At 55.4% G+C, this 16,677-nt stretch carries 17 protein-coding genes; all 17 read right to left on the bottom strand.

Going from position 1 to position 16,677, the window contains the following annotated elements:
• Nucleotides 1-5: 5 nt before the first annotated feature.
• The gene (locus AB4X18_RS01955) at nucleotides 6-632 is read right to left on the bottom strand and encodes a hypothetical protein (protein WP_432817037.1); all 627 of its coding nucleotides are present in this window, start codon (nucleotides 630-632) and stop codon (nucleotides 6-8) included.
• On the bottom strand, nucleotides 629-1,198 hold the full coding sequence (locus tag AB4X18_RS01950; RefSeq protein WP_432817036.1) for a hypothetical protein: 570 nt from the start codon (nucleotides 1,196-1,198) through the stop codon (nucleotides 629-631). The genes AB4X18_RS01955 and AB4X18_RS01950 overlap by 4 nt, the downstream gene beginning before the upstream one ends.
• A 153-nt stretch (nucleotides 1,199-1,351) precedes the next feature.
• A complete protein-coding gene (locus tag AB4X18_RS01945) occupies nucleotides 1,352-2,743 on the bottom strand; it encodes an O-antigen ligase family protein (RefSeq protein WP_370402019.1) in 1,392 nt (463 codons plus the stop codon).
• A gap of 23 nt (nucleotides 2,744-2,766) precedes the next feature.
• Entirely contained in the window at nucleotides 2,767-3,903 is a 1,137-nt protein-coding gene (locus AB4X18_RS01940) for a glycosyltransferase family 4 protein (RefSeq protein ID WP_370402018.1), read from the bottom strand.
• Nucleotides 3,904-3,910: 7 nt separating this feature from the next.
• Nucleotides 3,911-5,110: a glycosyltransferase gene (locus AB4X18_RS01935; RefSeq protein ID WP_370402017.1), complete on the bottom strand. Its 1,200-nt coding sequence runs from the start codon at nucleotides 5,108-5,110 to the stop codon at nucleotides 3,911-3,913.
• Entirely contained in the window at nucleotides 5,107-6,201 is a 1,095-nt protein-coding gene (locus AB4X18_RS01930; protein ID WP_370402016.1) for a glycosyltransferase, read from the bottom strand. The genes AB4X18_RS01935 and AB4X18_RS01930 overlap by 4 nt, the downstream gene beginning before the upstream one ends.
• Nucleotides 6,198-7,235 (bottom strand): glycosyltransferase, encoded by a 1,038-nt coding sequence (locus tag AB4X18_RS01925; RefSeq protein ID WP_370402015.1) that lies wholly within the window; start codon nucleotides 7,233-7,235, stop codon nucleotides 6,198-6,200. The genes AB4X18_RS01930 and AB4X18_RS01925 overlap by 4 nt, the downstream gene beginning before the upstream one ends.
• On the bottom strand, nucleotides 7,211-8,725 hold the full coding sequence (locus AB4X18_RS01920; RefSeq protein ID WP_432817035.1) for an O-antigen translocase: 1,515 nt from the start codon (nucleotides 8,723-8,725) through the stop codon (nucleotides 7,211-7,213). Before AB4X18_RS01920 ends, AB4X18_RS01925 begins: the two co-directional genes overlap by 25 nt.
• A complete protein-coding gene (locus AB4X18_RS01915; protein WP_370402012.1) occupies nucleotides 8,722-9,819 on the bottom strand; it encodes a DegT/DnrJ/EryC1/StrS family aminotransferase in 1,098 nt (365 codons plus the stop codon). Before AB4X18_RS01915 ends, AB4X18_RS01920 begins: the two co-directional genes overlap by 4 nt.
• Nucleotides 9,816-10,592: a WxcM-like domain-containing protein gene (locus AB4X18_RS01910; protein ID WP_370402011.1), complete on the bottom strand. Its 777-nt coding sequence runs from the start codon at nucleotides 10,590-10,592 to the stop codon at nucleotides 9,816-9,818. The genes AB4X18_RS01915 and AB4X18_RS01910 overlap by 4 nt, the downstream gene beginning before the upstream one ends.
• The gene (locus AB4X18_RS01905) at nucleotides 10,589-11,146 is read right to left on the bottom strand and encodes a GNAT family N-acetyltransferase (RefSeq protein WP_370402010.1); all 558 of its coding nucleotides are present in this window, start codon (nucleotides 11,144-11,146) and stop codon (nucleotides 10,589-10,591) included. The genes AB4X18_RS01910 and AB4X18_RS01905 overlap by 4 nt, the downstream gene beginning before the upstream one ends.
• On the bottom strand, nucleotides 11,143-12,414 hold the full coding sequence (gene tviB / locus AB4X18_RS01900; RefSeq protein ID WP_432817034.1) for a Vi polysaccharide biosynthesis UDP-N-acetylglucosamine C-6 dehydrogenase TviB: 1,272 nt from the start codon (nucleotides 12,412-12,414) through the stop codon (nucleotides 11,143-11,145). Before tviB ends, AB4X18_RS01905 begins: the two co-directional genes overlap by 4 nt.
• On the bottom strand, nucleotides 12,404-13,219 hold the full coding sequence (locus AB4X18_RS01895) for a glycosyltransferase family 25 protein (RefSeq protein WP_370402009.1): 816 nt from the start codon (nucleotides 13,217-13,219) through the stop codon (nucleotides 12,404-12,406). The genes tviB and AB4X18_RS01895 overlap by 11 nt, the downstream gene beginning before the upstream one ends.
• Entirely contained in the window at nucleotides 13,216-13,926 is a 711-nt protein-coding gene (locus AB4X18_RS01890; protein ID WP_432817033.1) for a class I SAM-dependent methyltransferase, read from the bottom strand. Before AB4X18_RS01890 ends, AB4X18_RS01895 begins: the two co-directional genes overlap by 4 nt.
• Nucleotides 13,923-14,948, bottom strand: a complete 1,026-nt coding sequence (locus AB4X18_RS01885; RefSeq protein ID WP_432817032.1) for an NAD-dependent epimerase/dehydratase family protein — start codon at nucleotides 14,946-14,948, stop codon at nucleotides 13,923-13,925. Before AB4X18_RS01885 ends, AB4X18_RS01890 begins: the two co-directional genes overlap by 4 nt.
• Entirely contained in the window at nucleotides 14,948-15,712 is a 765-nt protein-coding gene (locus AB4X18_RS01880) for a formyl transferase (protein ID WP_432817031.1), read from the bottom strand. Before AB4X18_RS01880 ends, AB4X18_RS01885 begins: the two co-directional genes overlap by 1 nt.
• Nucleotides 15,709-16,677 (bottom strand): polysaccharide deacetylase family protein, encoded by a 969-nt coding sequence (locus AB4X18_RS01875; protein WP_432817030.1) that lies wholly within the window; start codon nucleotides 16,675-16,677, stop codon nucleotides 15,709-15,711. The genes AB4X18_RS01880 and AB4X18_RS01875 overlap by 4 nt, the downstream gene beginning before the upstream one ends.

Below are 16,677 nucleotides of genomic sequence, written 5' to 3'. Positions count from 1 at the left end.
TCGGCCTAGGCGCCTTCCGCAAGCAAATCGGTCAAAAAATCTGACAGCTCAAGCCCTGCTTCCAGTTCTGCTGGAATGAAGCGGCCCAATATGGCTGCGTCAGCAAGGATCGCGCCTCTGAATTCGGTGAACGGGTCCCCCCCTTCGACATCGTTGGCAAGTAATCCAATCAAATCAATGCGCTGCCGCGCCAACTCAAGATTGTTTGGGGCTAGGTCCCAGGACTTCTTCAGCGGCGGAAGAACGTCTTCCAAAGGGGCGGATTGAATGGCGCGCGCGCGGGCAAGAAGATGCCATGCGTGTGCATTTCCCGGCTTTTCCAGCAGGCTTTGAGAGAGGTGCATCTCCGCGATGGCCGCATTTGCAATAATGCTCTGGGCGGAAAGCGCATCGGGATCGCTTCCATCAAGCGACAGCGTCACGCTGCCGAAAATGTAGGTATGTGCGATGCGAAACAGGTATTCACCCCGGTCATACATCGGCGCCGAAAGAGGCAGGCGTTCGGAATCGTAAACCGTCACGTCGCGAAGATCATCGTTGAACGCCGGAGTGCCTTTGAGAAAATCGCCGGTCGCGTATAGCGTCAGCGCCAACAGCGCGACCTGCGACAGTTTAAGAAGCGTCGAAATCATGCCCTGCGGTGTTTGCGACGCAACAGACCCAATGCACCAAATGCCAGCAGCCCAAGGGATAGGGATGCCGGCAGCGCCACCGGGGTCACGTCACCTGCCGTCTGCACCTCGACCTTCACGCGTATCGGATTGTCGATAATATCCGGGGACAGGCCGATCGTGCTGAAATCGACGATATTCGGGGCATTGATAATATCCAGCCGACCATTGACGAAGTCATCATCAAGAACATCAAAGTAGATGTCCGCCACACCAGTACCGGAGGCATCAAGAAATCCGCTGGCGCCGCCAAATGGGCTGTCCGAGTTGGTAAACGTCTGGGAAAACCCATCAAGGTTCAAGAAGAACGAAAAATCGGTGGCCGTGAAGAATTCGAAAGCGTTGCCCATTTCATAGGTGATCATCCCCGAACCGGTGCTGCCAATATAGGCATTTGGGTCGCTCGATCCGTCCAGCACATTGTTTGACGTGACAACGATGTCAAAAGACTGGGTCACCGTGAGCGCCGGGGCAGCAGTTGAAACAAAGGTCGCCGCCGCTGCAACCGCCAGGGTCTTCGTTAACATTTCACACACCTTTTAAAATCGCCTTTGAGCCGTTGCGTCTCGGGGTTCCATCCTGGCCAAGGCTATGGCGCGGTCAGAAAAAGATCCCTTCCAGTTTCGTCAAAATAGGGAGAACCCCAACGAGAGTCGACTGCGGTTTGATCGAATTTCGCACTAATCCGCAATCATTGCCTTGCGCCGCGCCAATTCCGAGAAGGATTGCGACCAACCCAAGCCGCACAGGACCGCGAACACGCCAGCAGTCGCGGGCATCTGAAGGCTGAAGTCAAAGGACGCGTGTACCATCGCGATGACGAAACACGACATCGCAACGCAGCAATAGACCCGATCACGGCGGCGTATGTGAACCCCGCGCAGGATGCGGATTCCGATCAGTGCCAAGGCAAGATAGAATGCGCCCGATGCTGGCAACCCGAGTTCGAAAGCGTTTTCGAGGTAGCTGTTGTGGGCGAAGTCCCATTCTGCAAAGCCAGCCACCTGCGGTACCGCTTGCCGGAAGACACTTTGAAAACTGCCAAGCCCGTGTCCAAGAAGCGGGCGCTCAAGAGTAAGATCAATGATCTGCGGGAAAACGATAAAACGCAGTTCTTCACCACTTGCGGTCAGCAGTCTGCTGATCAGGGTGCCGGAACTTGCATACGCGACGAAACCCACAATCACTGCCAGGCCCACAAGAAAAATGATGCCGGAACCGATCGTGCGCTTGTCGTCTTCTGAACGGCGTTTGCTTGTCCAAGCCCATGCAAAGGTCATTAGGCCCACAACCGCGGAAAGCGCCCCGGCCCGCGAGGCGGTCAGCGCGACAGCGGCAAGACACAAGAGGGCCCCAACGCCAAAAATCCAGCCCCCTCCGAAAAAGCTTTCTAGCATGTTGCGCCAGCGGCGACGCGCACTGGAAAGGGAGCCTTGCTCCACCATGCTGAGATAGACGCCGATATTCGCAACCGTGCCGAAGGCGGCATATGTGGCATAGCTGTTTCTGTTTACAAAACTGGCCCGCATGATGTCGCCCGTGGCGGTCGTGACGATTGGGTTGCTGCCCGTTGCCATTGCATAGAACCCGAACAGAGCCAGCAGAGAAGACCAGATTGCGAAAACTCTCAGACCCCACTGCGCGGCCTCCGGACGTGCGAAGGTCGTCGCGGCGATGACGAAGATCATCGCATAAAGCGCCAATCGTACAATGGATTGCCGACCCAGCGCGGGATCAGCCGAGATCGCCCCCTGTGCTTCGGGCACCATCTGCCAAAAAGGATGGAGCCATGCGGTCGGAGCGTTCGGCGAAAGCTGAAAAATCGCCCATACCAGCACCGTTAGGTACAACAGGCTTGGCACCAGCAATTCCCGCAACTGGTAGGGCAGGGGGATCACGACCGCGCGCAGGACCTGCAGCCCGAAAAGCGGGATCATGGCGAAGGTAAGCAACGACCAGGCAACAGGGCGGTTCGCACCAAGCGCAAGGGCCGAGACAAGCACAAGAACCAACGTCAAGAAACCGATGGTGGTCTGGAGCGAGATAAGCCGGTTTTCATGCATGAGGGGCATCCAGAAGCTGCTAGATGTCGGGCTTAAGGAAGGCGGGAAGAGGGAGCAACCGCTGACTTGATCATTTCCACCAGTTTCGGGGCCCAGACTTGAAGGGAGTAGTGTTTTTCAACCTTTTCCCGTCCTGCATCCCCCATGCGGTGACGAAGTGCGACGTCGTTTTTCAGTGTTTCGATTGCATCGATCCACTCCGCTTCTGAACGGGCCAGGAAACCGTTCACACCGTGCTCCACGATTTCTGTGTTCACGCCGACCGGTGACGCAATCACGGGAATGCCACACGCCATATACTGGATAAGCTTGTAGCCACATTTCCCACGCGCCCACGGTGTATCGGGAAGTGGCATGACGCCGATGTCAAATTGCTGTATTTCACGGACTTCCTTCGCCTCAACCCATGGAACAAGCGCGATCTGACCGCGCATCTGCGGGGTAAGGGACGCCCCGACCGCACGCAAAGTGACGACATCGTCGAAAGGTGCCCCGGCCAGATCATCGAACAGGTGCACTGCAAAGCTGCCCCAAGTTTCGGGTGTCCCGATCCATCCTACCGTGAGATCCCTGTCTGCCTCAGGGCGTTGCCGATCGACCTTGTACTTTTTCAGATCAACGACGGTGGGCACGACCTCTACCCATTTCGCACCCGCACGCCGCGCCCGTTCCGCCAGATACGCATTTCCGGCAACGACAAGGGTACTGTTGGCCATGACCCGATCTATCTTGTTGCCAAGCAACATGCGCACAATCGCACGCCGATGTCCGTCATAGCGATGAAAAACCGCATCATCGTAGTCGGAGATAACAGGAACGTTCCGGGGCAGCATTCGTCTCTCAAAGCTCCATGGCAACCAGGGAAAGGCTTCCTTCTCAAGCCAGATGGCTTGGGGTTTCGGTGTTTTGCGCAGGGCCTTGGTGCGCGCTCGCAAGAATTTCAGAAACGTGCGTCGAGACTGGCCAGATGTATAGATTCTCTCCAAATACTTGTCGTCAAAGAAGGCAGATGTGCGCAACTTGATTTCTGCGGCTTCCACAGCGTCCACATATTGAAAAGTTCTCAGGCGACTTGAAGCCCCACGCCTGCTGTATCTGGGTAAGTGCAGAAGTTGCAGTGTTGAAGTCATGACAATCGCATCGAGATCGAGGGTTTCATGGTTGAGCATTATCAATCTACGGTGAGGCGGGTTGCGTAATGGCGAGATACAAAGCCCTGTAACGCTCTGTTCCGGCATCAAGTGAGAAGACGTCCTGCGCAACGGCGCGGCATCGGTCCGGCAGATCAGGGTCCTGCATGAGTTCTTGCAGGGCATCGTAGGCGGTGTTCAGTGCTGCCTTGGTGTTTTCCGCAACCAGGACCCCGACGCGGTTGTCTGTGATGATACGTGCCACATCGCCGACACCATCGTTGGCCACCACAGGAAGACCAGTGCCAAGGACCTCGGCCATGCGGGTGGGGGAGCTGCCAATCTTGCTTTTCCCTTCGGTGTAAAACATCACAGACAGACTTTGTCCTTTCAGGGCTTCCGGCATCTGATGCGGTTGGCGGGATGTAATGGTCAGGCGCTCGGCTATGATGCCCTGCGGATCAATGCCCCGTCTGACCAGATGCGGATCGTCCCGTGTCAGGATCTCGAAACGCGCGGTGGGATCGCGTTCCGCCACCATCGCGATCCAGCCTTGAAGCCATTCAATACGAAACCAGCCGCTCAGCAGGGTGCCGATGCAGCCGTGCACCGGGGGCGTGGGTTGGCTTTGAGACATGGTGAAACGTGACAGGTCCGCACAGGTGGGGATGACCGCGATCCGTTGCGTGGAAAGCGCGTCAGGATAAAGGCGCTCAAGATACGCCACAGCGGCATGGGTGAGCGAGACAACACCGGCAGCATCCCGCAGACAGACACGCTCGGCACCCGCGATTGCACGATGCATCAGGCTATCACGCTTCAGGCGACCTGCGGTGATCAACTCTTCCGGCCACAGGGCGCGCATGTCGAAGATGAACGGAACACCCGTCACCCGGCTGACGACCTTTGCAACGGCTGCCGGGATGTAGGAGCGGGCGTGGATGAGTTTGACCTGGCCCCGCCTGACTTCACGCCAGACCAGCCAGGCCATGCGGATCATGCTGAAGGCAGGTGCGATGATCTTCGGCTTTGGACGAAACCGTTGCGGCAGCCAGGTGATCCCATGCGCTTCACATTCGGAACGGGCGCGGTCCACCGCATCGCTGTCCGCCCAGTCCGCGTCCTTTTCATAGGTGATCAGCGTGATCGAGAAGTCGGTCGAGAGGCCCTTGAGGTAGGAGAAAACCTGGCTCTGACCCAGCGGTTCAAGCAATCCGTTTCGTGTAAGATACAGGGTCGGTGTCATGCCATTCCAAGTGCTTGAAGGTACTTACGTGCTGCGATTTCGGGAGCGAAATCCGCAGCACGCCGTTTCAGCGCCTCCGTATCATGGCTTTTGTCCAGTGACGACTGCATCGCGGCGGCCAGTGCGTCTGCGTCACCCACCGGCGTCAGCGTGCCCCAACGGCCGTCTTCAAGTATTTCGGCCGGACCGGAGGGGCAATTGGTTGAGACTACCGGTGTCCCGCAAGAAAGGGCTTCGACAATGACATTGCCGAACCCTTCGTAATTCGAGGACAGCACGAAAAGATCGGCACTGTGGTAGAACGGGGTCGGATCGGGCTGGTAGCCTGCAAAGATGACGCGGTCCGCGATATTGAGGTTGGCCGCGTGTTGTTCAAGGGAAGGGCGCAGAGCACCGTCGCCAACGATCATCAGTTGGGCGTCCGGCTGGTTAAGTTTTGCAAAGGCGGAAAGGAGGAGGGGGTGGTTTTTTTGATCTTTCAATGATCCCACTGCAATGATCCGATTGCCATTTGGGCTGAGCCAAAGGCTATCGGCATGTCGCTGTTCCACATCTTCTGGGGTGGGGCCCGATTGAACTGGGTTGTGGATCACCGTGAATTTCATCGGAGAAAGCATGGACAGCCTTGCAATATCCTTGACGACGCCTCTCGACACGCCAATCCGAGCGCTGGCGAGGGGATACAGGGCGTACATCAGAGCATGCATGATCAGTGCCTCAGATCGATGCAAATTTCGGTACTGAATGGACAGCGTATTATGCTCTGATATTAGCACCTTTGTATTTCCGCCACTCGCAGCGGCGGCCAAAGGCGCAATCACTGTCAGGGGCCACATAGCGGCGATCAGCGCGTCTGGCTTGCGATCACGCAGGTAACGCCAGAGTTTGAGGGGAAGCGCGCGGGCACGATCACAATTGAGGTCGACTACTTTGAAGTTTCTCTGTACTTCGGCCAAGAGTTCCCCTCGTGCTTGAAGCAGTACGAATTCGACTTGATAGCCAAGTTTCTGGAATTCGTGCGCGAGATCGAGACAGACACGTTCTGCGCCCCCGGGGCGAAGATTGGGGAGGAGGAGTGCTACGAACCTCATTTCAGTTCATCAAGGCCGCGAGAAAATCTGACGCTGAGAAACTTGATGCACAAATAGGGAATTTTTCCGAATAGTCGAGCCAATGCCCATTTTCGCAGGCCACGTGGCACAGTTGGAAAATCCAATATCCTTCTGAAACGGTTCATAGAGCGCCAGCTAATCTTAAAGTGTAGAGCAGAGATTCGACTATGGAGCATCTGCTGATCGTAATATTCGTCAGAATACAATTTCAATATTCTTTCTTCTAAGTAATTGAGTAGCCTAATTTCACGTTCATATTTCTCAAATGATTTATTCTCTTCAATATTCAGATTCTTTATTGAGCACCTCTGAATATTGCTATTTGATAGAGTATTGCCATGTAATCTATATTGAACGAGTGAGTTAGGAATGTATTCGATTTTCCCAATAGCTAACTGGCATAACAAGTTAAGCGGTAGATCTTCTGACATTACTGCGTCTTCAGGCTCTTTAAGGCTCTTGAACACTTCTGCAGAGTAAGATGAGGACGCGCCATAAACGAAGTGCTCAGTTCGAATAGCCTTAAGCCACGGCATTCTATCTTCAGCATCCCTATTTGGTATCCATTTTTGTTCAAGAATATTTCCGTTGCTGTCAATTAGTGTGCATGCGGAGTAAACCGCCAAGGTGTCGCATGACCAAATACTGGCGATTTGTGCAGTTCGGTTTGGGTCTGAGATGTCATCTCCTGCAGCCAGGACAATAAGTCTTCCGCGAATCAATTGTGATATTGAGCAAACGTGTTTTAACAGCCCAGCATTCTTTTTGCTCTGCCTGGAAATAACCCGGTGCGGCCCATCATACGCCTCAGCCATCTCCTGCATGATCTCAAACGTACGATCCGTCGAACAATCATCCGAGAGAATGATCTCCAATGGTTCGTACGTCTGTGCAAACGCACCTTCGATCGCCTCGCGGATGTATGCCTCTTGCTGGTAGGCAAACAACGCAAATGTCACCAGGGGTTTGTCTTCTGGCGTTTCCCGCATCATGCCTCCACCCGTATTGGCCATCCGATCCGCGCAAACAGATGGATCAGCCGTGTTGCCATTCGTCCGACTTCGCCAACCTTTGATAGCACGGCGCGCAGCCCGAATGTCGCCATGGCGGCCGCAAGAACAGGTGTCAGCCACAATGCCCAACCGGGGGACGCAAGTGCGAGGACCAGAAGGCCGGAGGAGATGACTACGTTTGAGATCAGGAGGTTACGCGTGAGATGATCCATCCGGTATCCGTGCATGTTTCGCGCCAGCGTATAAGAGACTGCGAAATAGACCATGTAGCCGGCCAAAAAGGCGATTGCGGTAACGATCAATCCGAAGTCAGCGAGGTAGAAGTAAACAAACGCTAGAAAAACGATGTTGAACGTCAACTCAAGAGAAAAGAAAGTTTTGGCTTTGGCGGCTGCTACGACTGAAAAGCTTAACGGCCAACTGGCAAGCTTGAAGACGTTTCCAATAGACTGCCATTGCAGCAACTCGACAGCGGGTGCAAATTCTTCCGAGTATAGCAAGGCAATCACCCATGGTGCCCATCCTATCAGCAACAAGAGGACGGGCCCGCCGATCGCAAGGCCCAACTGGGATTGATCGTTCATCAAAGTTGTCGCGGACCGCTTGTCTTGGATGACCTCAGTCAGGCGGGGATAGTAGTCAGCCGACATCGCGCTCAAGAGAAAGCCCACGTATACCATCGTGATCCCCCAGGCGGCTGCGAACTGCCCGGCTGCGTCAAGTCCAAGTGTCTGGGCAATGTGCCCGCGTACGATCAAGAGGGTGCCACTTGTCGCCAGGCCTGCCAGCATGAACGCAAAGCCCAATCTGGCCATCGGAAGCCAGATACCTGGAATTGCGCGCAGGCTCGGCCTGTGTTCTTTCGAGACATTCAGCCTGGCTACATAATAGCGCGCAGCAAGCAGATTGAAGAGGGGTTGTGCCAGAATGAACCAGACGAGCCCCGCCTCTTCAAACAGCCAGATCGCAAGGAGGCCGACAATCGTGCTTGCAAACGCACCGATCACAGTGACGCGGCCAAGATCGCCGATCTGGCGCAGCCCCTGAAGCAATGCGGTATGCGCGGCGGCAACCAATCCGATAAGGATCGACACGCCGACAAGCCCAACCTCCATCGCATATTGCGGGGCTCCGAAAAGCGCGGTGGCAATCGGTTCTCTGAAAACCCACACAACGATGACGGCAGCAGTCCCCTGAACCAGATGTGCGATCAACAGGACAAACCGTACCCGACCCAGTGTTTCGGGATCTTTTCGTGCCGAAGCGATCTCACGTACACCGCTGGATGACATGCCCAGACCTGCAGCCTGAGACCCCATGCCTTGAAAATTGCTGAAGATACCAAGCAGGCCAATCCCGGCCGGACCCAGCAGAACCGCGACCAACTTCTGGCGTAGAATGGACAAAGCGATGTTGATCAGTTGCGTGGAACCGATGATCAACATCGACTGGATGAGGCCGCGTGTGGTTTCCGACGAATGGGGTGTCATCTGAGATTACGCAGGGTGCCCACGACGTGACCGGCGCTTTGCTGAGACATCTGCGGACCTATCGGCAAGCTGATCACTTCGGTCGCCAGTGTACTTGCGAGCGGCAATGTGTCTGCATCAATGCTCAGCCCCTCATAGGCCTTCTGCATGTGCGGGGGGATCGGATAGTGGATCAAGGTGCCGACCCCAGACGTGGCCAGCTCCGTTTGCAGCACATCGCGATCTTGCGTGCGGACCACGTAGAGATGCCATGCTGGTGCCGCCCAATTGGGAACATGTGGGAGGATCAGGCCAGTGTCCGCCAGCCCTTCTTGATACATACCAGCGATCGTGCGGCGTCTGTCTGTCCAGTCTTCCAGATAATTCAGTTTCACGCGCAAGACAGCCGCTTGGATGGGGTCAAGTCTGGAATTGGTGCCTTGGATCTCGTTTACATATTTCTCCCGTGACCCGTAGTTGCGCAGCAGTCGGATCCGGTCTGCAATATCTGCTCGGTTGGTCGTGATTGCACCGCCATCCCCAAGGGCACCAAGGTTCTTTCCGGGATAGAAACTCCAACAGACAACATCCCCATGCGCGCCGACCCGCTTTCCCTTGTATTCAGCGCAATGTGCCTGAGCGGCGTCCTCGATAACAGCGAGCTTATGCTTGCGGGCAATGGAAAGGATCGGGTCAAGGTCGGCGGGCTGGCCATACAGGTGAACCGGAAGGATCGCGCGGGTCTTGGCGGTCATCGCGGCCTCGATCAGATCAGGATCGATATTATGGGTCGTCGGATCAGGCTCAACCGGAACAGGGCGCGCACCAACGGCGGAAACGGCGAGCCACGTCGCGATATAGGTGTTTGACGGAACAATGACCTCGTCATCCGCACCAATGCCAAGTGCACGCAAGGCCAAGGTCAGCGCGTCCAGCCCATTCGCCAGTCCAACAGCATGACCCGCGCCGCAAAAGGCAGCCCATTCCTCCTCGAAAGCTTCGACTTCAGGTCCAAGGATGTACCAGCCGCTGTCCAAAACCCGCCGGATGGCATCGTCAATGTTGGGCTTGAGTTCGCGGTAAGCCGCGCCGAGGTCGAGGAAAGGGATTTTCATGATCTCAGCCTTTCCCGTTCAGCCAGAAACTCATCGTAAGTTCGAAGATAGTCGTCTGTTTCGTAGGGATGCGAAGCAAAGACCATTAAAACAGCGTCATCGCTATATCGGTACTGCGTCCCCCATATCATTTCAGGCATGAATACGCCCATATCGGGGCGATCAAGAGTGACTTCACAACTCTGCGTTCCATCATCAAGGAGCACTCTGCAGGATCCGTTCAAACATATGAGGAACTGTTGGCAACGTTTATGCGCGTGCTCGCCTCGCAGTTCCACAGACGGAACGTCAAACACAACAAAATATCGTTTTGGCAAAAATGGGACTTCGGTGGGCACTTCGCCAACGGTTAAGGATCCACGCGCATCCGTGATACGGCGCATCAGATATAAAGAGCTCTCGCCAATCCCAAGCGGGACCTTGCTTGGGCGTGGGGCCTCATCAAACTGGTGTATGTCAAAGTGAAATGGTGCAGGGCGCGGAATCTGCGCACTTTGCAATGCGCTCCGATATCCGACCACCTGAGCAGGATTCCCTTCTACAATCGCGTTGGGAGGGACGGACTTGAGCACAACCGCACCAGTTCGGACCCATGCACCTTGCCCAATAGTAACATGCTCTGCAATTACAGAAGCGGCATCAAGTCTGGCCCCGAAGCCAATCACGATGCCGTCGCCTGCCAACACCACCCGGTCGGAAATCGAGACCTCTGGGTGAATTACTGCGCTTGCCGGAATATTGCAGTTTCCAGCGATTTTCCCGGGTTGTGTCATCGCTTGGTCTCCGTTCGTGTTAGGTTCGTAGCGGTCCGATAATCCGCGTAGAACTGTGCGCGGTGGTATTTGAAATAGATATGGTCTTCGTCTCTCCGAACTTCAGTCATGCCAAACCGTCGGTAGAACCCAATTGCTCGATCATTTTGACTGCGTGCATCAACCAAAGCTATTGTTTTGCAAAGCACGTTGAAACCCAGGTCGAATGATAATACCGCGCTTTCCAATGCCGCCTTTGTTGGTTTGTTCTCATCAAGGATCCAGCTTCCCCAAGTAAATTGATCCTGCTCTATCTCATAAAGCCGAACCGTCCCGCATCTGACTCCATCAAGCCTTTCAATGATGTAGTAAAGTTCTTCCCCAGCCGCTTCACGCACCTTGTATCGTTCGATCCACGCGCGTTGATCTGCAGTTGTTCCTGAAACCTCTGAAAGGTATTGGTTGTACCTCGGGTCGATGCGCAGACCGTGAACGTATTCGGCGTCTTCGGGCTCAATCAGCCGCAATACAAGGTTGGGTCCCTCAACACGGTTCAGGGTTGCGTCCTCGGTCATAACCGCATCTCGCTTTCCTCCGAGCCAAAAACACCCTTCAAATCACAAAACACGTGGGTCTCACGGCCCTTGGCCCGCATGATTTCGGCGCCCCCTTCACGAAACGCGTCGTGCGCCACGGCAAGAAGGACGCCGTCATAGGTGTTGTCCTCAGGCGCGTCGACCAATTCCAGCCCATACTCCCGCTTCGCCTCCGCCGCATCCACCCAAGGATCATGCACATCGACCTGCACGCCGTAATCCCTAAGCTCTTCAACCACATCCACCACCCGCGTGTTTCGCAGATCGGGGCAGTTCTCCTTGAAGGCCAGCCCCATCACCAGAATCCGTGCGCCATCGACCTGAATGCGTTTGCGCAGCATCGCCTTGACCATCTGCCCGGCCACATAGGCGCCCATCCCGTCGTTGATCCGGCGGCCCGCAAGGATGACCTGCGGGGTGTACCCCATCGCCTCCGCCTTGTGGGTGAGGTAATAAGGGTCCACACCGATACAGTGCCCGCCCACAAGGCCGGGCCGGAAGGGCAGGAAGTTCCATTTGGTCCCCGCTGCCTCCAGAACGTCCTGTGTGTCGATGCCCATCTTGTTGAAGATGATCGCCAGTTCGTTGACCAGTGCGATGTTCAGATCCCGCTGCGTGTTCTCGATGACCTTCGCGGCTTCGGCCACGCGGATGCTTTGCGCCTTGTAGGTGCCGGCCGTGATGATCTGGGCATACAGCGCATCGACCTGATCTGCGATTTCCGGGGTGGAGCCGGACGTGACCTTGAGGATGTTCGGCAGGCGGTGTTCCTTGTCGCCGGGATTGATCCGCTCCGGGCTGTAGCCACAGAAGAAATCCGTGTTGAACGTGAGGCCCGACACCCGTTCCAATACGGGCACGCAGTCGTCCTCAGTGGCGCCGGGATAGACGGTGCTTTCGTAGATGACGATGTCCCCTTTTTTCAGGACGCGGCCCACGGTTTCCGTGGCCTTGATCAGCGGCGTCAGGTCGGGCCGCTTGTGGGCGTCGATGGGTGTGGGGACCGTGACGATATAATGGTTCGCGCAGCGAAGCGATTCAACGTCCGTGGTGAAAGTGAGCTCCTTTGCCTTGCCAAGTTCGGAAGCTTTCACTTCCCGCGTCCGGTCGCGTCCGTCTCTCAATTCAGATATGCGGCCTTCGTTGATATCGAACCCGATGGTCGGGCACTGCTTGCCAAACTCAACTGCAAGGGGCAACCCAACATACCCAAGACCAATGATCGCTATCGTTGTTTCAGTCTTCATAATTGGGGTTTCCGGCAGCAAGAGGTGAAACAGCTGATACCCTGTTGTGATTGGCTTCTCTCACAAGACGCAGTTTACGCCTCCGATTGCGCAAAATTTGTTTTGAGAGTGGTAATCTGTTCAAAACGCTTGAAACCAAATGCTTAAAGGACCCGGGATCAAGATATCCAATTGTCGATTTGAAAGGTTCGACTAGGACAAGGCTCGGAGATGTAATTCTTACATATTTGAAACAGCCGTTGAGCCAGAATGCATCAAAGTTATCGGCAACAAATTTCACGGGCTGATTAAAGTCAAGAATTCTGCGCGCGGCCTCTATATCAATAACATAGCATAGGGTGGACCGGACAGATTTTGCCTCAAACGGCGTCAGCAATTCAGCGTTGGCGACCCAAACACTGCCTTCGGAAGAAAAATCCTGTGACTGCATTGTAGGACTATGGAGCGAGATGATCTCTCCTTCACGCAACTCATGCGCGATGGATGAGACGATTTCGTCAAAGTTGGAGGGAAGGGCCGCATCATCCTCGACGACAACCGCGTGTCGGATGTTCTGATCAACCATTGTTTGGTAGGCGCGGAGATGGGAAAGCGCGCATCCAATCTGTCCATCAGAGAGCGTAGTCGTATCGCCGCAGTTCGGTCGCTGTTTCAGCGCACGCGCACCAACGACCCCCACACACTTGAATTTGATATTGGATCTTAGTTTTGTTTGTTTATGAATATAATTGAACCGCTCGGCAAAATCCTCGTGCGCTATAATGTAACCACCAATGTTTTGTCCGCTTCGACCATACGTATTCATATAGCATCGCTTTGTATTGCTTTTGTATTCTCAAAAATCATTATGTTTTGAGAGTACCATTTCGCAACATCACTTTTGCTCCCAAGCTCGTGCCGCGCCGTTTCTGACAGAGTATCATTGTAGCTGAAGCCGCGATGCTCGAATTTCTCGATCCAGTAGGAATGAGGCTGTTCGTTGACATGGTCCACTCCGCCTTGGCCCGGTACTGCGGCCGTCATGAAAATCCTGTCAGAAAGTCCGGAAAGGATATCTGCGTACCTGTCAGCCAAAGCAGGTGGAAGGTGCTCCGCGACTTCGGTGCTTACGACAAGGTCGAACTTCTCCAAACCCAAATCCTGATAGTGATCATTTTCCAGGTCAAATTTCTGCACGTCCAAACCGCGTTCACGGCAATACTGAAGCCCAACCGTAGAGTATTCCAGCCCTACGACTCTGCAGCCAGCCTCACGAAATCCAACAGCAATTGCGCCGGTGCCACATCCAACGTCAATCACCGTACGCGGGTTCATATTCTCAACTACGAAGCGAGATATCGGACCGGCCGCTTTTACAGCACCAGTATCAACGCTCTCAGCATAATAGGTGTCATCATACAGGATCTGATGCGGGACTATTGCAGACTTGATGCGCCGTGCCATATCTGTTTGACGAACCGATGCAGGCACGAGCGTTCGGTAACTCCACTTAATGAATCTTGCAATTTTCATCTTTGGTAATACTCCCGAAACCACGCCACAAACCGGGCGATGCCGTCCCTGAAATCTGTCTGGGGCCGGTAGCCCGTCAACTCCTGAAGCAGCGTCGCGTCGGCCCAGGTCGCCGGCACATCGCCCATTTGCATATCCATGTAGTTCCGCTCGGCCTTCTTGCCCAAGGCATCCTCGATGGCGTCGATGAAATCCAGCAGGCGCACCTTTTCGGAATTGCCGATGTTGACCACGCGGTAGGGGGCTGCAGGTGACAGGCTGTCCCATTCGGGGATGTCATCGGGGGTTGCGGGGCGTTCGGGCACGGCGTCGATCAACAGCCGGATACCGCGCACAAGGTCATCGACATAGGTGAAGTCGCGATACATGTCGCCGTGGTTGTAGATATCTATGGGCCGGTCATCGAGGATCGCATCGACGAATTTGTACAACGCCAGATCGGGCCGACCCCACGTGCCGTAGACGGTGAAGAACCGGAACATCGTAGTCGGCAGGTTCCACAGATGGGCATAGGCATGGGCCATGCTCTCGTTCGTCTTTTTGGTGGCAGCATAGATGGTAAGCTGCGTGTCGGCCTTTTCCCGTTCGCTGAACGGCATGTCTTCGTTGGCACCATAGACCGAAGACGTGGAGGCCATGAGCAGATGCTTCACATCCAGCCGCCGGGCTGCCTCCATCACGTTGAAGGTGCCGATGACGTTTGAATCAAGGTAAGCGCGTGGGTTTTCAAGGCTGTAGCGCACGCCCGCCTGCCCGGCCAGGTGAACGATCACCTCAGGGCGGAAGTCATCCATCAGGCGATCAAGCTGCTCCTGATCCTCCAGCATCCCTTCCTCCGCGGAAAAGTTGGGATCTTGCAGCAGCGTCGCATGACGGCGCTGTTTGAGGGTGACGTCATAATAGTCGGTCATCCCGTCGTACCCCTGCACGCGGAAGCCCTCCGCCAGCAGCAGCTTGGCGAGGTGGAAGCCGATGAAACCAGCCGTACCGGTGATCAGGACGCGGGGGAGGGGGGTGGTCACTACTTTATTCCTCTAAGGCGCCCTGCAACGTATTGCAGGAGCGTCGGATGATACCATTGTCGACTTGGTGCCGTATCGCTTCCGGTTTCAGTGCGCAATATTCCGCCCGGCAAACCCTTGAGAATCTTTACAAGTTCCGGAAGCGCAGCAGCCTGTTGCAACAAGGGATAGGTCATGAAGTTATCTTCGGGGCTCCGATCCGGCCTTGCATAGCAAAGTGCCAGACCGGTATCGACCCCTTCATCGACCAGATGGATTGTCGCGCCAAAATTCTCCGGGTCATTGGACCACAACGCCCAGTACCCACCATGAACCCCGCGATATTGCGGCGCTATTCCGGCGTGAATATTGATCACGGGACAGGTCACCGCCTCCAATATGGGGCGACGAATGATGCGAGTGCCATTTACCAGGACGGCATCGGGTTGGCGTCTTTCCAGTCGTCTGACGACCTCGGCGTCGTTGATGGTGCTTACGCACACCGTGTTGTCGGCCTGCGCGTCATCGCGAAGGCTGTGATGGGCAAGGATCTGTGATCTGCGTAGGGCGGACAGTCTTTTCAAAACCGGAACGACAAGTGCCATGAAGGCCATCTGCCCGAAAACCGACAGTGTACCAAGCTTGCGTCGCCGATGGGCAAGCAACGCTCTTCGCGAAATGGCCTGTTCCATTATCGTCTCGACGTCGGTGTAACCGGAATCGAGCAGGTAATTGCGCAGGATACGGGTTGATGGACCGTCCGTTGCCAGCAAAGTCAGTTTCACCCCGCATCCCCCATAGAACAGGACGTCATGCCGTACCTGTCATGAAGCACCCGATGGTGCGCGATGATGCGCTTCAGACCCGCCAGATTGTCCGCGATGTTCCGACCGAAGTTATGCGGATGCCACCACAGATGATAGCTCCGACCGGTGCGCGCGGCGGTGGTCATACCCCGTTTGATCGTTTCGATGTGATGCGCATGAAACCGGGCAAGGCGGCCCGCGCAGGGGCGCAGAAAACGGCTTGCGGCAACGTCTCGCATGCCACCTGATGACACTGCTTTCGTGTCCTGCGCATGGCTGCCAAGATACCCGGTATGGGCGTCCATCAGGCGCAGGGCGCGTCGCAACAGCGTCTGATCCGCGCCTTTTGCAGCACGATACGCCCAGCCATCAGGATTGCCGCGATAGGTTGTGATGCCCGCATCGCGGCACACCCTGAGATACTCCGGGGCAAACTGATTGCGGGGAAACACGATGGATTTCAACGAAATACCGCGACGCGTGGCCAGTGTTTTTGCAACCTCAAGGTCAGCGGCAAAGGCCTGCGGGGTCGCGCCATCCTCAAGGCAATAGAAGTGAGACAGCGTATGTGTCGCAATTTCCTGACCCGGGGTGTTGTGGATGTGGTCGATCAGGGAAGGGGCAAAGTAATAGGGATCCGCGCGTTCATGCGCGCCAACTTCATCAAGATAGCCATAGTTTGATAATGCAGGTTTGTCATAATGTGGCCGGATTTCAGGCAGCGTGGCGATCATCTCTTCCTTGCTTTCGCAAAAAAGAAAACCGACCGTGGCCCAGGTTGCGGCAACGTCGTTCTCGGCAAACAAATCCAACATCTGCGGCACGGCCTCGCGACCGCCCAAGATGTTCGCCCCATAGCGGTCCCGGTCGGCGTGATCTCGCACGCCCCACAGCAACTCGAAATCAAGCGAGATGATCAGGCGACCGGGCGGTGTCGGGGCCAA

This window comes from Sulfitobacter rhodophyticola (assembly GCF_041281685.2).
Taxonomy (GTDB): domain Bacteria; phylum Pseudomonadota; class Alphaproteobacteria; order Rhodobacterales; family Rhodobacteraceae; genus Sulfitobacter.
Note: the sequence above shows the minus strand (reverse complement) of the source record. Positions and strands in the feature narration are given on the sequence as shown.

Excerpts from the sequence above, each read along its gene's own strand:
- AB4X18_RS01955 (WP_432817037.1), bottom strand. The coding sequence starts at position 632 with ATGATTTCGACGCTTCTTAAACTGTCGCAGGTCGCGCTGTTGGCGCTG.
- AB4X18_RS01950 (WP_432817036.1), bottom strand. The coding sequence starts at position 1,198 with ATGTTAACGAAGACCCTGGCGGTTGCAGCGGCGGCGACCTTTGTTTCA.
- AB4X18_RS01945 (WP_370402019.1), bottom strand. The coding sequence starts at position 2,743 with ATGCCCCTCATGCATGAAAACCGGCTTATCTCGCTCCAGACCACCATC.
- AB4X18_RS01940 (WP_370402018.1), bottom strand. The coding sequence starts at position 3,903 with ATGCTCAACCATGAAACCCTCGATCTCGATGCGATTGTCATGACTTCA.
- AB4X18_RS01935 (WP_370402017.1), bottom strand. The coding sequence starts at position 5,110 with ATGACACCGACCCTGTATCTTACACGAAACGGATTGCTTGAACCGCTG.
- AB4X18_RS01930 (WP_370402016.1), bottom strand. The coding sequence starts at position 6,201 with ATGAGGTTCGTAGCACTCCTCCTCCCCAATCTTCGCCCCGGGGGCGCA.
- AB4X18_RS01925 (WP_370402015.1), bottom strand. The coding sequence starts at position 7,235 with ATGGCCAATACGGGTGGAGGCATGATGCGGGAAACGCCAGAAGACAAA.
- AB4X18_RS01920 (WP_432817035.1), bottom strand. The coding sequence starts at position 8,725 with ATGACACCCCATTCGTCGGAAACCACACGCGGCCTCATCCAGTCGATG.
- AB4X18_RS01915 (WP_370402012.1), bottom strand. The coding sequence starts at position 9,819 with ATGAAAATCCCTTTCCTCGACCTCGGCGCGGCTTACCGCGAACTCAAG.
- AB4X18_RS01910 (WP_370402011.1), bottom strand. The coding sequence starts at position 10,592 with ATGACACAACCCGGGAAAATCGCTGGAAACTGCAATATTCCGGCAAGC.
- AB4X18_RS01905 (WP_370402010.1), bottom strand. The coding sequence starts at position 11,146 with ATGACCGAGGACGCAACCCTGAACCGTGTTGAGGGACCCAACCTTGTA.
- tviB (WP_432817034.1), bottom strand. The coding sequence starts at position 12,414 with ATGAAGACTGAAACAACGATAGCGATCATTGGTCTTGGGTATGTTGGG.
- AB4X18_RS01895 (WP_370402009.1), bottom strand. The coding sequence starts at position 13,219 with ATGAATACGTATGGTCGAAGCGGACAAAACATTGGTGGTTACATTATA.
- AB4X18_RS01890 (WP_432817033.1), bottom strand. The coding sequence starts at position 13,926 with ATGAAAATTGCAAGATTCATTAAGTGGAGTTACCGAACGCTCGTGCCT.